The following is a 15,097-nucleotide window of genomic DNA, read 5'->3' as shown; positions in this document are numbered from 1 at the left end:
GCTCCCCCGATCTCCGCGGTCGCGTCGCGCTGTGCATCCGCTGTGAAAACCGGATCCAGGGCCGTCGTTCGGATTCCCCGCACAGGTCCAGTCGTTATACCTGATGAGCGAGGAGAGGACCACACAATGGCAGACCGCAGCTTGCGCGGCATCCGACTCGGCGCCACCAGCCTGCAGAGCGAGGAAGGCGTCGTGTTCCACGAGCGCACCGACCACACCTACGCCTGCATGCAGTGCGAGCGCGAGACGGTGCTGACTTTCGCCGCTGACGCGGAGGTACCCGAGACGTGGGAGTGCCGCACGTGCGGTGCAGAAGCACGTCTGCGTGTCGGCGACAAGCTCGCCGACGTCGATCACTCCGGCGACAAGGCCGCGCGCACGCACTGGGACATGCTCTTGGAACGGCGCACCATCCCCGAGCTGGAGGAACTCCTCGAGGAACGCCTCGCTCTGCTGCGTGAGCGGCGCGGCGAGTCGCGCCTCACCGCCTGACGTCACGAGCGATACCGGGGTCGGCCGACCCCGGTATCGCTGTGTTCCGGCGGCGAACGACCACGCCGACCACGGCGAGGCACACCGGGCTCCCCCACAACAGCAGGGCCTTCAGCCACGGCCCCACGACCACCGCCGGGGTCAACCCGGTACGCAGCGGCACGCGGGTGAGCATCGCACCCGGTTCCCCGGCGGGAAGGGCGTCCAGCGTCGTGCCGTCGGGGGCGATCACCTGGCTCGTGCCGACGGTCGACAGGTTGACGACGGCCCGGCCGGTTTCGATCGCCCGCATGCGGGCAACGGCGAGCTGCTGCAGATTTTCATCGGTGTCACGGAAATCGGCGTTGTTGGTCTGGAACATATACACCTGGGCGCCGTCGGCGGCGCCCGCCCAGATGACGTCGTCGTAGATGACGTCGAAGCAGATCGCCAGCCCGACGCCGATGCCGTTCACCTCGAAGAACGGCGCGTTGGTGCCCGGTGTGTACTCACGTTGGATGAGTCCGATGAGATCGGGCGCGAGGGCCTCGTAGAACCAACGGTCGGGGACATACTCACCCATCGGCACCGGGTTGGCCTTGTCGTGGATCGCAACGGGGTTGTCCGCGCCGGACTGCCACAGCATCGACGTGTTGTAACCCGACCCGCCGCGGGTGGTTGCGGCGTTCACGATGAGTGGTGCGTCCACGGCGACCGCGAGGCGGTCCAGCACGGTCGCCACGGAGGCGTTCGAGAGCGGGTCGCCGTCGACGCCGCCCTCCGGCCACAGCAGCACGTCGATGTCCTCGCCCACGAGCGGCGTCGTCGCCGCCAGCTGCGCGTCGAGCACCGCCCACGGTTCGTGCTCGTCGAAGTACGCGGCCGGGCCGTTGCCCTGGACCGCTCCCACCCGCATCGACCCGGCGTCGGTGGTCGGGAACGCGGGCACGGCGACCAGCGCCACGGCGGCGAGGCCGGCCGGCAGCGCGGCGCGGATCTCACGCCACCTCCCCCACCGCGCCCACTCGACCACCGCGGCGACGACGAACACCATGAGGAACGTGAGGCCCGACACGCCCGTCCACGAGGCCAGATCGGCGAGCGGGCTCTCGGCCTGGCTGACGCTGATCCGCGCCCACGGGAATCCGGTGTAGGGCCACGAGCCCAGAAAGATCTCGCGCGCCGTCCACAGGCCCGCAACGAGCGCGGGAAGGGCCACCAGGTGCCCCCAGGGTCCCGGCGCGACGCGGGGCAGCCAGCGGTATGCCAGCGCGATCAGGACGGCCCCGGCGGCGGACAGCACCGTCTCTACGCCCGCCAGCGCGAACCACGGCACGACCCCTAGGTAGCGGGTGATCCACACGATGTGGATCAGCCAGAACGACGCCGCGAACACCCCGCCGACCAGGAACGCTCCCCAGGCGCTGCGGCCCATCAGCGACAGCAGCGACAGTGCGACGCCGACGAACGCCAGCGGCCACCACCCCACGGAAGGGAACGCGAGGTCGAGGACCGCTCCACCCACAGCGGCGCACAGAGCGGCGGCCCACAGCGGTAGCAGGGGACGATCGGGCACCGCACCAGCCTACGTCGGTCAGAGGGGGGTGCTCCGCTCAGAGCGACGAGTAGGCCACGATCCCGCGTCTCACGGCATCCAGGGCCTTGCGTGCGGTCGACGCGACCGGGGGGTCGGCCACGAGGGAGAGCTGGTCCAGCAGGTCGATGGTCTGCTTGGCCCACCGCACGAAGTCGCCGGCGGCAAGATCGGCGTCTGCGAGGGCGCGATCCAGCGGGGCGCCACGCGCCCACGTGTGCATGGTGGGGGCCAGCCCGGTGGCGATCGGCGCGGTGCCCGGCAGGTGATGGTGCTGCTCCGCCTCGTCCAGCTGCGCCCAGAGGTCCTCCGTGCGGCCAAGTGCATCCCGGAACGCTCCCCGGGGAAGGCGCCCCTCCCCCGTCTCGTCCCGCCGCGGCTCATACACCAGGCAGCACGCCATGGCGGCCAGACCGGCCGCGTCGAGGTCGCTCCACAGGCCTCGGCGCAACGATTCGGCGACCAGCAGGTCGCGTTCGCCGTAGATGCGCTTGAGGGTCGAGCCGGCCGGGGTCACGCGGGCGGTGGAACCGGCGGCGGTGAGGTACTCCCGCGCGGCGAGCACTTCCACGACGCGGTCGAAGACACGGGCGACCGTGCCCGTGCGGGTTTCGATCTGCGCGCGCAGCGCATCGGTGTCGCGGCGCAGTTTCGTGTACCGCTGTGCCCACCGCGCGTGCGCCTCGCGATCGGGGCAGGCATGGCTCGGGTGCCGTGCCAGGTTGCGGCGCAGTGTGGCGATGCGCTGCGTCCGCTGCTGCTGAACCGTCTTGGGGGCCGCGCGAGCGGCACGGTTCTTCTTCTCAAGATCGGTGAGCTCGCGCCTCATGCGGCCGTACTCGAGGAAATCACCGCGATCGCAGGCCATCGCGTCCCGGTAGCCGGCGAGGGACTCCTCGGCCTCCTTCACGCGACGCGCCAGACCGACCACCGAGCGATCGGCCTGGAACTGGGCGAAGGACGACTCCAGTACTTCGCGAGCCCGATCCCGCCCGAACTGGGCGATGAGATTGACGGCCATGTTGTAGGTCGGCCGGAAACTGGAGGTGAGTGGGTACGTGCGGCGAGACGCCAGCGCGGCGACCGATGCCGGATCCACGCTGGAGGTCCACGGGATCACCGCGTGACCTTCGATGTCGATGCCGCGGCGGCCGGCCCGGCCGGTCAGCTGTGTGTTCTCGCCCGAGGTGATGGCCACGCGCGCCTCGCCGTTGAACTTCTCGAGCTTTTCGAGAACGACGGTGCGGGCGGGCATGTTGATCCCGAGGGCGAGCGTCTCGGTGGCGAACACGACCTTGACGAGCTTGAGCTGGAACAGCTCCTCGACCACTTCTTTGAAGGCTGGGAGGAGCCCGGCGTGGTGCGCTGCCACCCCGCGTTCCAGATTCTCCCGCCACTCCCACAAGCCCAGCACAGCGAGGTCGTCGTCCGGCAGCGAGCCGGTGCGCTCGTCGACGATGCGACGGATCTCGTCGCGCTCCTCGCGGCTGGTCAGGCGGATGCCGGCCCGCCGCATCTGCTGCACGGCGGCATCGCACCCGACACGGCTGAAGATGAAGAAGATGGCCGGGAGCAACCCCGACCTTCCCAGCAGTTCGACGACCTGGGGACGGTCAACCCGCTCCCCCCGGGGCGGCCGGGGCGGCCGGGGCGGTCGTTTGCCACTCTTGCGGTGGCGCACGTAGTCGTCGTCCATTGCCTTGGCCGAGCCTAGGCGGAGAAGCTCTCGATTCACCTCCGCCGTCGCGAACCCGGAGCGGTCGTCGAACAGCGGCAACAGGTCGCCGCGCACCAGGACATGCTGCTCCAGCGGCACCGGCCGCACCTCGGAGACGATGACCTCGGTGTCACCGCGGACGGTGTCGAGCCAGTCGCCGAACTCCTCGGCGTTGGAGACGGTCGCCGACAGCGATACCAAGCGGACATCGGCGGGGAGATGGATGATGACCTCCTCCCAGACGGCCCCGCGGAAGCGGTCGGCCAGGTAGTGCACCTCGTCCATCACGACGTACCGCAGCCCGTGCACGGCGGTGGAGTCGGCGTACAGCATGTTGCGCAGAACCTCGGTGGTCATCACGACGACACGAGCGGATCCGTTGATATTGGTGTCGCCAGTGAGCAGGCCCACTTCGTCGGCACCGTAGCGCGCCTGCAACTCCCGGAACTTCTGGTTCGACAGCGCCTTCATCGGCGTCGTGTAGAACGCCTTCGCCCCCGGCTCTCGCATCGCGAGATCTACCGCGAACTCGCCGACGATCGTCTTGCCGGCCCCGGTGGGGGCGGCCACCAGCACGCTGCGGCCGTCTTCCAGGGCGTGGCACGCGGCGACCTGGAACGGGTCGAGCGCGAACGGTTGCGCATCGGCGAACGCGGTGGAACGCGGGTGCGCGCGGGCGGACTCGGCGCGTACGTACCGGTCGGCGGCGTCGCTCACGCGGGCGGGCCGAACGTCGACCGGTCACGTTTGCGTCGACGGCGGTCGACAAGGAGCGACAGGCCGGCCGCACTGAAGTACAGCACGATGAGAATGGCGGCCAGCAGGAGCATGCTGACGATGTCCGCCGCCGGCGTCGCGATACCCGCAAAGACCACCGTGATGAGAATGGCCACGCGCCACCCTTTGAGGATCGCCTTGCCGCTGACGATCCCGGCGAGGTTGAGGGCGACCAGGAACACCGGCACCACGAATGAGATGCCGACGACGACCAGGAGTTTGAAGACGAAGTCGTAGTAGTACTTGCCCTCGTAGAGGTTGGCCGACCCGGTCGGCGAGAACGATGCCATGATCTCGACGATGTGGGGCATCACCCACCAGCCGACGAAACACCCGGCGAAGAACAGCGGAATCGCGGCGGCCATGAAGCCCACCGTGTAACGGATCTCTTTGCGGGTCAGTCCGGGCATGAGGAACGCCCACAGCTGCCACAGCCACACCGGTGCCGACAGGATGATGCCGACGGCGAAGGCGATGCGCAACCGCATGTCGAACGGCCCCGTGACCGTCGAGTACATCAACTGCACGATGGCGTCGGGATCGTCGCCCCGGCGGTCGGCGACGATGCGGATCGGTTCTGACATCGCCTGGATGATGGACTCGGTGAAGATGAACGAGATCACCATCCCGACCACCAACGCGATCGCCCCGATGATCAGTCGCCTGCGCAACTCCTTCAGGTGGGAGCCCAGCGACATGCGCTTGTCGCGCTTCGGTTCCTCGCCTTCTCCGAGGCGAGGCTGTTCGGCCGTGGCCACGGCCCGCTAAGACTTGGGGATGTCGGGGCTGGTTCCCGGGTCTGCCTGCGAGGTGGTCGTGGGTGCGGTCGCATCGGCGGGCGCGACGTCATCGGCGGATGCGCCGTCGTCCTTCATGGCTTTCATCTCGCCGCGGAAGATGCGTGCGGATTGTCCCATGCTCTTGGCGAGCGCGGGGAGCTTGGCCGCCCCGAACAGCAGCAGGATGACGATGAGAATGATCCACAGGTGCGGACCTGCGAAAAGGTTGCCCATGAGTGATCTCCTCGTTCGAGCGATTTCGACAAGTGTACCCGCCGAAGCAGACGCTGTGGTCAGCGGTACTGGGCGAGCCCGGCATCCGCCCAGGCTCGCACCGCCCGCCGTGCCGCCGCGGGACCGAGCACTTCGAGGTCTCCGCCAAGGCGCGCGGCCAGGCGCTTGACGCTGCGTTCATCGGCCATGCGGAACCGCCCGATGCGGGTGGGGCCGGGCTGGGAGGTGACCGGCTCGTCCAGATACTCCGTCAACAGCGGAGCGACCGCCGCGGGGAACCGCACGTGCACAACGGCATCGTCGGCGCTGGCGGCGAAAAGATCCGGTACCGGGTCCGTGGCGTGGCTGATGGGGATGTCGGTTAGCGACACACCGCTGACGCGGTCGAGGTGAAACGTGCGCATCGCGCGACGCAGATGACACCACCCCTGCAGATACCACTGCCCGTCGGCGATGTGGACCTTCACCGGATCGACCGTGCGGGTGGTGCTGGGGTGATCGGGGGCACTGTAGGAGAACGACACCGCGACCGACCGGCGCAGTGCGTCGGCGACGGTCACCCGGACGTCATCGACGGCATCGGGCACCACGACGACCTCGGGCGGTGCGGCGGCCGCCGCGGCCGCCAGCTTCGCGAGCAGCCCCTGCACGACCCCGCTGTCACCGACTCCGGGGAGCGCGACGGCCAGCTGCAGTCCGGCCAGCAGCGCGGCCGCTTCACGCGCGGTGAGCCGGGGGCTCTGCTCCAGACCCACCGTGTTCGTGATGGAGATGATGCCCTGCGTGTCGAGCAGGTCCCAGTCGATGTCGAACAGGTCGTTGGCCATCTGCCAGAACCCGCCATCGCCGGGTAGGCCGATGACGGTGAGCTTCTCGACCATCCGGGTCATCTCGGTCGCCGACACGTCGAACTCCGCCGCCGCCTCGGCCACGCTGACCTCGCCCTTTCCGATGAGGTACGGCACGAGTTGCAGAATGAGGGCGGCGCGTTCGGTGGCAACCGCGGGGCGGGCCGTCACGGCGCGACCGCCGCGTGCGCTTCGGAGGTGCGACGGAGCCGGTCGATCACGCCGGAGCGCAGTTCGGGCGGCGAGACGACCCGCACTTCCGGGCCGTAGGACGCCAGCTCGTCGGCGAACACGTGCAGATCGACGTAGCTGACGTACACGCCCTGGTCGGCCGGCGTCGCGCGGCGCCCGAGCCGGAGTGCCGCCTCCGTGCCCGGATCGACCTCCAACTGCGCGCGGTTGCGTGCCGCGACCGCGCGCAGACCCTCGATCGCGCGCTCCCCCGCGCCGGTGCGTAGACCCGCGTCGAACCGGGTGCGGGTCACGGTGACGTCGGTGACGATGCGTGACAGGAGGAACGTGCGATCGCTCTGGACGCCGAGGTCAATGCCGAACAGGTGCCACCGCGCCTCGTACTCGATCAAGGCCAGCGGCTGGACCCGGCGTACACGCGGCGCGGTGTCACCGCCCTTCAGGTAGGAGAACTCGACGACGCGCGCCTGTTCGATCGCGTGCTGCAGCGGCGCGAACGAGGGTTCGTGCAGGCTGATGCGCGGCGAGTACCCGATGATGGGTGCGTCCACCTCGATGCCGAGCGCGCGGATCTTGCGCAGCCCGCTGCGCGCGGGTGCCGACATGGAGCTCTCGCTCCACACGCCGCCGGCGAGGTTCAGCACCGCCAGTTCGGACGGGGTGAACTCGACATCGACGGGGAGCGCGTACTCTGCCACCGGGATGCGGTAGCGCGCGTCGCGCAGGTCCTGGGGGTCGGCGTGGTCGCCGATCGTCTCGATGGGGACGCCGAGACCGCGAAGATTCTCTTTGTCGCGCTCGAACATCTTCTCCAGCGCGTCCTTGCCGGCCCCGCCCTCCGCCTGCTCGCGGTACCCCGCGACCGACGACAGGATGGCCTCCTTCGTCAGCCCCTGTTCGGTGGCCAGGAGCGCGACGACGAGGTTGACCAGGCGTTCTTCCGGTGCGGTGGACGTCGACTCGATGGGCACCAGCCCATCCTAGGGTCGGGGTCGCGGCGTGCGGGGGAACACCGCGGGCGTTCGCCTACGGCGTCGTCGCCTCGTCGACGCCGAGGATGTCGATGACGAACACGAGCGTGGAGCCGGCCGGGATCGACGCCGACTCCTGGTCGCCGTACCCGAGGTCGGGCGGAATGATGGCAAGGATCTGGGACCCGACGGTCTGCCCCTCGAGCGCCTGCGCGAAACCGGGCACGACACCGTCGAGGGTGAAGGTGGCCGATGCGCCCTTCTGCCAGCTCGAGTCGAAGACCGTCTTTTCGGCCCAGGTCAGGCCGGTGTAGTGCACGCGCACGGCGTCGGCGGCGGTGACGGGCGCGCCGGTGCCCTTCTTCAGCACCTGAACCACGAGCTGTGAGGGCGCGACGGCGTTGGGGATGACGACCCCGGGGCGGCCGTCGGGAGCCAGCACGACCGCCGGAAGACCGGCCCCGTCGTTGTACTGGGGCGCGCCGTTCGCGGCGGGGAGGTATACCCGGTCGACGTCGATGACGGCGACGACGGCGTCGTTCTCGCCCAGCGCGACACCCTGCACGACCTGCTCGGACAGGTCGGAGGCGGGGATCGCCCCGACGATGCGCGAGCCTTCCCGCGCGCAGTCGAGCATCTTGACGATCCCCTCGTAGTTGACGGCGAAGTCGTTGAGATTCGTCTCGGCGGGCGCGGCGATGATGGTCTGGCCGGTCGATCCGTTGGCGAGGACGGCGGTGAACTTCACGTCCTGGGAACGAGAGGTGATCGCGGTGCCGTCGCCGACCGTGGCGTCCGAGTAGACCGTCTCCGTCACGTGCACGGGTGCATCGAGCGTCACCTGTGGAGCATCGGTGGGACCGGTGGCCTCGATGAGGTCGAACGCCGTGGAGTCGGGTTCTGCCCGCTCGCACGATGCTGCGTCGCCGCCGCCCGCAGCGGTGCAGCCCACGAGGGCAAGGGACGACAGGGCGAGGGCGGTGACAACTGCTGAGATCCGACGCACCGGATCAGTCTACGTCGTCGCCGAGGCGCTCCCCCGCCGCCCGACGCGCACCGTCTGCGGCACGCTGGGCGTCACGGACCCGCTTGCGCAGGTTCTTGTCGGTGATCTCGCGGTCGCCCACCGCCCCGGGCGTCCACAACTCGACATCCGTGTCGTCATAGCTCGGCTTCTTGAGCGCACGTTTGCGCACATCGGGCGGAACCGCCCCCGGCGCGAGCCGGCGCGCAGTGAGGAGGAAGCCGGTGTGAGCCACCATCCGGTGATCGGGCCGGACGGCGAGGCCCTCGACGTGCCAGCCGCGCACCAGCGTCTCGGTCGCGACGGGATCGGTGAACAGCCCCGTGCCGCGCAGATACTCCGCGACGCGGCTGAGCTGGGTCGCCGTCGCGTCGTAGCACAGCACGACACCCCCGGGGGTGTGGGCGGTGGCGACGGCGTCGATGCACTCCCACGGCGCGAGCATGTCGAGCACGACACGGTCGACCGTCGCGGGCGCCGCGGCATCGGGCAACTCTTCCACGAGGTCGCCGACGATGACCCGCCACGACGGCGGCACGTCACCGAGGAAGGCGGTGATGTTCGCGGTGGCGACCTCGGCGAACTCCGTTCGCCGCTCGAACGAGAGCAGGCGTCCGGTGGGTCCGAGTGCGCGCAGCAGCCACAGCGACAGTGCGCCGGACCCGACGCCCGCTTCCACGACGGTGGCGCCGGGGAAGATGTCGGCGGCCGCGAGAATGTGCGCGGCGTCCTTCGGATACACGATCGCGGCGCCGCGCGGCATGGACATGACGAAATCCTGGAGCAGCGGCCGCAGGGCCAGGTAGTGGTGTCCGCCGCTGCCGATGACGACCGAGCCGTCGGGCTGGCCGATGATCGAGTCGTGCCGGAGCACCCCGAGGTGCGTGTGCAGTTCGCCATCCGGGCGCAGCGTGACGGTGTGCATGCGCCCCTTCGGGCCCGTCAACTGGACGCGGTCGCCGGGACGGAACGGACCGCTCGGACGCAGGTCGGCGCTCACGCCGGTGCCTCGGCACGGTGGGCAGTGTAGAAGCCGGCGATGTCGGCTGCGGTGCGGTCACGCAAGGACGGCCACAGCGCGTGGGCACCGACGTCCGTCAGCGGCACGATGTGGGGCACACCGATCGTCGCGATCCCCGCCGCGAGCGCGGAGCGCAGGCCGCTCGGCGAGTCCTCGACGGCGACGGCATCCGCCGGATCGACCCCCAGTGCCTCACACGCGTGCAGGTACGGGTCCGGGTGGGGCTTGGGGCGGGCGACATCGTCTCCGCCGAGTACCAGGTCGAACGCGTCGAAGTCGATCAGTTCCACGATCGTGTCGGCCATGCGGCGCATCGACATCGTCACGAGAGCCGTGCGCACTCCCGCGCGGCGGAGGTCGCGGAGTAGCTCCCGCGCCCCCGGCCGGAAGGGCACGCCGAACTCACGGGCCCGACGCATCACGTCGTCGGTGAGGCGATCGACGATGTCGGGAATGTCGAGGGTGACGCCGGCTCGCTGCAGCACCGCGGCCGCGTCGCTGAGGCCCGCACCCACCAGCTCCAGCGACTGCTCGTGACTCCACGTGCCGCCGAAGCTCTCCACGAGGGGCGTCTCGGCAGCCATCCAGTACGGCTCGGTGTCGACAAGGGTGCCGTCCATGTCCCACAGAACGGCGGCGGGTGAGGTTACGGTCACCCGATCGATTCTACCGAGCGGGGCGTCGCGCCCCCGTGCACCGGTCCCGGCGTATCGTGGGGGGATCGACCTAGCGAAAGGAGCCCGGTGACAGGTCTGGGACGACGCGTGCTCGTGATCGCATTCGACGGGTGGAACGATGCCGGTGAGGCGGCGTCGGCGGCAGCCCGACGGGTGCGGTCGGCTCACCGGTACGAAGCGGTCTTCTCGGTCGACCCCGAGCTCTATTTCGACTACCAGTACACGCGACCGCACATGCGCGCCGAGGGCGACGGCGGGCGCGCGCTGGTCTGGCCGGAGGCGACGATGTTCCGCCCCGTGGCCGGGGACGACCCGGTTGAGTTGTGGGTGTTGACCGGGGTGGAGCCGGCGCGCGCGTGGCAGGCGTTCGCGGGTGAGCTGATCGACGCCGCACTCAGTCACGACATCACGGGCGTGGTCGCGCTGGGATCGATGATGTCCGACGTGCCACACACCCGCCCGATCTCAGTGTTCGCGGGCAGCGACAACGAGGCGCTGCGGGCCGAGCTCGATCTGGAACGCTCCACCTACGAGGGGCCGGTGGGCATTCTCAGCGTGCTCGCGCAGGCCGCCGGGGTCGCCGGCATCCCGACCGCGGGGTTGTGGGCGAGCGTGCCGCACTACGTCGCCGGGCAGTCCCCCTCGCCGAAGGCGACGCTGGCGCTCCTGTCGAAGCTCGAGGAACTCACCGGGGGCCGGGTCGAGCGCGGCGAGTTGCCCGCGGAGGCGCTGGCGTGGGAAGCGTCGATCGATGCGGCGGCCGCCGACGACGAGGAGATGACGGAGTACATCCGTCAGCGGGAGCAGACCCGGGACGCGTGGGACTCGCCGGCGGCATCCGGAGACGCGATCGCGCAGGAGTTCGAGCGGTATCTGCGCCGTGACGGCGAGGGGCCTACGAAGCCAGGCCGCGAGGACCCCCGTCGCTGAGTGGGCAACCCCCGGGCACCGGCGCACAGCGCCCGCAACGGGCTCAGTACGGCTGCAGCACGCCGAGGCTCAGCAGGACGATCAGGAGCCCCCCCAGCGCGATGCGGTACAACACGAACGGCAGGAAGCTGCCGCGCTTGAGGTAGCGCATCAGGAACGCGATGACCGCCAGGCCCACCCCGAAGGCGAACACGGTCGCGACGGCGGTTTCGGTGAGCGAGAACACCGCCGCTCCCGGCTCTTCGATGGCTTGGATCAGTTCGTAGACGCCGCTACCGAACACGGCCGGCACCGCCAGCAAAAACGCGACCTCCGCCGCCGCCGGCCGCGTGTAGCCCAGCGCGAGGCCCATGGTCGTGGTGGCCCCGGACCGGGAGACGCCCGGAATCAGCGCCAGGGATTGCGCCAACCCCAACGCCAGCCCGTGCGGGTAGGTCAGGTCGGCCTCGGTGCGGGTACGGCTGCCCAGCGCGTCGGCCACGCCCAGGAGGATGCCGAACACGATGAGCACGATCGCGACGAGCCAGAGGTTGCGGAAGGTGTCGCGGATGACGTCCTGGAAGAGGAAGCCGAGGACGCCGATGGGCACGGTGCCGATGATGACGATCCAGCCCATCCGGGCATCGGGATCGTTGCGCGGTACCGCACCGGTCAGTGAGCGGAACCACTGCACGATGATGTGCACGATCTTCTTCCAGAAGTAGATCAGCACCGCCAGTTCGGTGCCGATCTGCGTGATCGCGGTGAAAGTCGCGCCGGGGTCCTGCGCGGACGGGAGGAATTCCCCCACGATGCGCAGGTGCGCACTCGACGAGATCGGCAGGAACTCGGTGAGTCCCTGAATGATGCCCAGGAAGATCGCCTCGAGCAGGTGCATGTCGGTCCTTCGGGTGAGACGGCGCGCGTCAGGCGGTACGGATCAGGTCGGTGAGCACCCGCTGACCGAAGGTCAGTGCGTCGATCGGGACGCGCTCATCGACACCGTGAAACATACCGGTGAAGTCCAGGTCGGCCGGAAGGCGCAACGGCGCGAACCCGAATCCGTCGATGCCGAGCTCCGCGAGGGCCTTATTGTCGGTGCCGCCGCCCATGAGATAGGGCAGCACCGGTACCCCGGGATCGTGACGGGCGAGGGTGGCGAGCATGGCGTCGACGAGCGCGCCCTGGAACGGCACCTCCAGTCCGATGTCCTGATGGACCGCCTCCAGCCGGATGTCGTCGCCGACGATCCGCTGCACCTCGGCGAGAACGGCCGCCTCTTGGCCGGGGAGGGTGCGGATGTCGATCGCCGCGACCGCCGCGTCGGGAATCACGTTGTGTTTGTACCCGGCCGTCAGCCCGGTCGGGTTCGCGGTGGTACGGAACGTGGATTGCAGGAAGGGTGCGGCGGGGCCGGTGGCGTCGGCCACGGCATCCGGGTCGCCCGGGTCGGCGCCGGCGAGGTCGGCGAGTCGGGTCACGAGTTCTCGGGTGGTCGCGGTCAGCTCGATCGGCCACGCCGCCCGGCCGAGCGCCGTGACCGCTTCCGCCAGCCGGGTGACGGCGTTGCCGGCGTGGAAGCGGCTGCCGTGGCCTGCCAGACCGTGCGCATGCAGCCGGATCCAGATCAGCGCCTTCTCGCCCACCTGCAAGAGGTAGGCGCGCTTCCCTCCGACGGCGATGGAGTAGCCGCCTACCTCGCTGATGGCCTCGGTCGCTCCAGCAAACCAGTGCGTCCGGTCGCGCGCGACGAGCTGTGACCCCTCGACGCCCCCGTTCTCTTCATCGGCGAAGAAGGTCAGGATCAGATCGCGATCGGGTGCCTCACCGGACCGCAGGAGTTCGGCCACGGAGCAGAGGATCATGGCATCCATGTTCTTCATGTCCACAGCGCCGCGGCCCCACAGCATGCCGTCGCGGATGACCCCCGCGAACGGGTCGACGGACCAATCCTCGGAGATGGCGGGCACCACGTCGAGGTGGCCGTGCAGCACGAGCGCGGGTCGGGTGCGATCACGTCCCGGCACGCGTGCGGTGACGTTCGTGCGGCGCGGGGCCGGCTCGTAATACTCCGTCGCCAAGTCGAGCGACTCCAAGAAAGCTCCGACGTACTCCGCCGCCTCGCGCTCGCCCCGCGCCTTGCCCTCGCCCCAGTTGGTCGTGTCGAAGCGGATCAAGTCCCGCGCGATGACGGCAACCTCGGGGAGCACACTGGCGGTCATGCCCCAACGCTATACGCGGTCGAAGGTCAGCGGTGGGGCATGATGGGCGCAATGGACGCGTACGTGATCGGTGCCGGGCCGAACGGGCTGACGGCAGCGGTGACGATGGCGCGCGCGGGCCTGCGCGTCACCGTGCTCGAGGCAGAGTCGACGATCGGCGGCGGGTTGCAGTCGTTCCGGCGCGGCGAGACGGTGTTCGACCGGTACTCCGCGGTGCATCCGCTGGCCCTCGCGTCGCCGTTCTTCCGTGCCTGGGGTCTGCAGCGGCGGGTACCGTACGTCATCCCCGACGTCGCCTACGCGCACCCGCGCGGCGCGACAGCCGCGATCGCACACCGAGACCTTGCCGTGACTGTCGACGGCCTCGGAGCGGACGGCCCGGCGTGGCGACGCCTGTTCGACCCGCTCACCGCCGACGGCGACGGCGTCATTGCGACGGCGTTGGCCCCGATGCTGCGGTTCCCTCGGCATCCGGCGGCTGCGGCGCGGGTGGCATCGCGAGTCTGGCATGCCTCGCGGTGGGGCCCGCTGCCGGTGCGCGTCCCCGCGGCGCGGGCGCTGCTGGCCGGCGTCTTCGCGCACGCCGGCGAGCCGCTGGGGTCGTTCGGGGCCGCCGCCTCGGGTCTGGTCCTTGCCGCACAGGCACACGTGCGAGGGTGGGGCCTGCCGGTCGGCGGCGCGCAGCGGGTCGCCGACGCCCTCGCGGCCGACCTGGTCGCCCACGGCGGTCGCATCGAGACGTCGGCCCCGGTCACCGACCTCGGTGAGTTGCTCGGCGACGGCATCGTGTGCGCCGATGTCAGCCCGGCCGCGATGCGGTCAATGCTCCCGCCGCCATTGCAGCGCCACGCGCCGCGGGCGATGCGTCCCGGCAACGGCGTGGCCCGGGTCGATCTGCTGCTCGACGGTCCGATCCCCTGGTCCGATGAGCGGGTGACCGGCGCAGCCACGGTGCACCTCGGCGGAGACTGGGACGACATCGCCCGCGCCGAGCACACCGTGGCGCGTGGCAGGCACGCCGAGCGTCCCTACGTGCTGCTCTCGCAGCCGACGACCCACGATCCGGGCCGAGCACCCGGCGGTCAGACGGTGGTGTGGGCGTACGCCCATGTGCCGCATGGATCGACGCGCGACCTTCGTGATGCCGTGCTGGCCGAGATCGAGCGCCACGCCCCCGGAGTGCGCGATCGGGTGCTGGATTCCTGGGGAGTGCCCGCATCGCGGCTGGACGAGCACGACCGCAGCATCGTCGGCGGAGACATCACCGGGGGCGCCGCCACCCTGCACGGATTGATCGCCCGGCCACGGTGGTCGCCGCATCCGTGGCGCACGCGAGTGCCGGGACTGTACCTCTGCTCGGCCTCAACGACACCTGGGCCCGGTGTGCACGGGATGCCCGGCTGGTGGACGGCGCGCACAGCGCTGCGTGACCAGTACGGGATCCGCGCTCGACTGAGCGACCTCTCGGCATGAGCGGGCCGACCGTCTTGGGACTGCCGGTCGTGCCCACTGAGAGAGCCGTCGCCCGCGCACGGGCGCACTCACGCGATCGCGGTGCGGCGGGTCAGCTCCGGGCGGCGCGGCGGAACCAGCCACGACGCCGCGGTGACCAGCACCGGCAGCCCGACGGCGAGCACCGCCAGCCACAGCCAGGGCGCGTC

At 70.1% G+C, this 15,097-nt stretch carries 14 protein-coding genes; 3 read left to right on the top strand and 11 right to left on the bottom strand.

Annotation, left to right across the window (positions count from 1 at the left end):
- The first annotated feature begins 126 nt into the window (after positions 1–126).
- The gene (locus ACK5KK_RS04190; protein WP_416888835.1) at positions 127–492 is read left to right on the top strand and encodes an RNA polymerase-binding protein RbpA; all 366 of its coding nucleotides are present in this window, start codon (positions 127–129) and stop codon (positions 490–492) included.
- Here ACK5KK_RS04190 and lnt read toward each other — a convergent pair.
- The 9 genes from lnt to ACK5KK_RS04145 all read right to left on the bottom strand — a co-directional run bounded on the left by lnt (position 482) and on the right by ACK5KK_RS04145 (position 10,284).
- On the bottom strand, positions 482–2,047 hold the full coding sequence (lnt, locus tag ACK5KK_RS04185; protein WP_416888834.1) for an apolipoprotein N-acyltransferase: 1,566 nt from the start codon (positions 2,045–2,047) through the stop codon (positions 482–484). The two genes, ACK5KK_RS04190 and lnt, sit on opposite strands and share 11 nt — an antisense overlap.
- A gap of 37 nt (positions 2,048–2,084) precedes the next feature.
- Entirely contained in the window at positions 2,085–4,499 is a 2,415-nt protein-coding gene (locus ACK5KK_RS04180) for a DEAD/DEAH box helicase (protein WP_416888833.1), read from the bottom strand.
- Complete coding sequence (gene tatC / locus ACK5KK_RS04175; RefSeq protein WP_416888869.1) at positions 4,496–5,257, bottom strand: twin-arginine translocase subunit TatC; 762 nt, start codon at positions 5,255–5,257, stop codon at positions 4,496–4,498. The genes ACK5KK_RS04180 and tatC overlap by 4 nt, the downstream gene beginning before the upstream one ends.
- Positions 5,258–5,323: 66 nt before the next feature.
- On the bottom strand, positions 5,324–5,572 hold the full coding sequence (gene tatA / locus ACK5KK_RS04170) for a twin-arginine translocase TatA/TatE family subunit (RefSeq protein WP_416888832.1): 249 nt from the start codon (positions 5,570–5,572) through the stop codon (positions 5,324–5,326).
- A gap of 59 nt (positions 5,573–5,631) precedes the next feature.
- Complete coding sequence (locus ACK5KK_RS04165) at positions 5,632–6,591, bottom strand: helix-turn-helix transcriptional regulator (RefSeq protein WP_416888831.1); 960 nt, start codon at positions 6,589–6,591, stop codon at positions 5,632–5,634.
- Positions 6,588–7,583, bottom strand: a complete 996-nt coding sequence (locus tag ACK5KK_RS04160) for a helix-turn-helix transcriptional regulator (protein ID WP_416888830.1) — start codon at positions 7,581–7,583, stop codon at positions 6,588–6,590. Before ACK5KK_RS04160 ends, ACK5KK_RS04165 begins: the two co-directional genes overlap by 4 nt.
- Before the next feature lie 55 nt (positions 7,584–7,638).
- On the bottom strand, positions 7,639–8,589 hold the full coding sequence (locus ACK5KK_RS04155; RefSeq protein WP_416888829.1) for an FKBP-type peptidyl-prolyl cis-trans isomerase: 951 nt from the start codon (positions 8,587–8,589) through the stop codon (positions 7,639–7,641).
- A 4-nt stretch (positions 8,590–8,593) separates the two neighbouring features.
- Entirely contained in the window at positions 8,594–9,607 is a 1,014-nt protein-coding gene (locus ACK5KK_RS04150) for a tRNA (adenine-N1)-methyltransferase (RefSeq protein WP_416888828.1), read from the bottom strand.
- The gene (locus ACK5KK_RS04145; protein ID WP_416888827.1) at positions 9,604–10,284 is read right to left on the bottom strand and encodes an HAD family hydrolase; all 681 of its coding nucleotides are present in this window, start codon (positions 10,282–10,284) and stop codon (positions 9,604–9,606) included. The genes ACK5KK_RS04150 and ACK5KK_RS04145 overlap by 4 nt, the downstream gene beginning before the upstream one ends.
- Before the next feature lie 87 nt (positions 10,285–10,371).
- On the opposite strand from ACK5KK_RS04145, the gene ACK5KK_RS04140 reads away from it, so the two are divergent.
- Positions 10,372–11,235 (top strand): PAC2 family protein, encoded by an 864-nt coding sequence (locus tag ACK5KK_RS04140; RefSeq protein WP_416888826.1) that lies wholly within the window; start codon positions 10,372–10,374, stop codon positions 11,233–11,235.
- Between the two features lie 43 nt (positions 11,236–11,278).
- Here the strand turns inward: ACK5KK_RS04140 and ACK5KK_RS04135 are convergent, their stop codons facing one another.
- Together ACK5KK_RS04135 and ACK5KK_RS04130 are read right to left on the bottom strand one after the other, a co-directional pair.
- Positions 11,279–12,112 (bottom strand): undecaprenyl-diphosphate phosphatase, encoded by an 834-nt coding sequence (locus ACK5KK_RS04135; RefSeq protein ID WP_416888825.1) that lies wholly within the window; start codon positions 12,110–12,112, stop codon positions 11,279–11,281.
- A gap of 28 nt (positions 12,113–12,140) precedes the next feature.
- Positions 12,141–13,436, bottom strand: coding sequence for a M20/M25/M40 family metallo-hydrolase (locus ACK5KK_RS04130; protein ID WP_416888824.1), 1,296 nt, complete (start codon positions 13,434–13,436; stop codon positions 12,141–12,143).
- 51 nt (positions 13,437–13,487) lie between these two features.
- Between ACK5KK_RS04130 and ACK5KK_RS04125 the strand changes: the two genes are divergently transcribed.
- Entirely contained in the window at positions 13,488–14,909 is a 1,422-nt protein-coding gene (locus ACK5KK_RS04125; RefSeq protein WP_416888823.1) for a phytoene desaturase family protein, read from the top strand.
- Positions 14,910–15,097: the final 188 nt, after the last annotated feature.

Source organism: Microbacterium sp., from assembly GCF_047972865.1.
In the GTDB taxonomy this organism is placed as follows: Bacteria; Actinomycetota; Actinomycetes; order Actinomycetales; family Microbacteriaceae; genus Microbacterium.
This window is presented reverse-complemented; position numbering and strand designations above follow the sequence as displayed.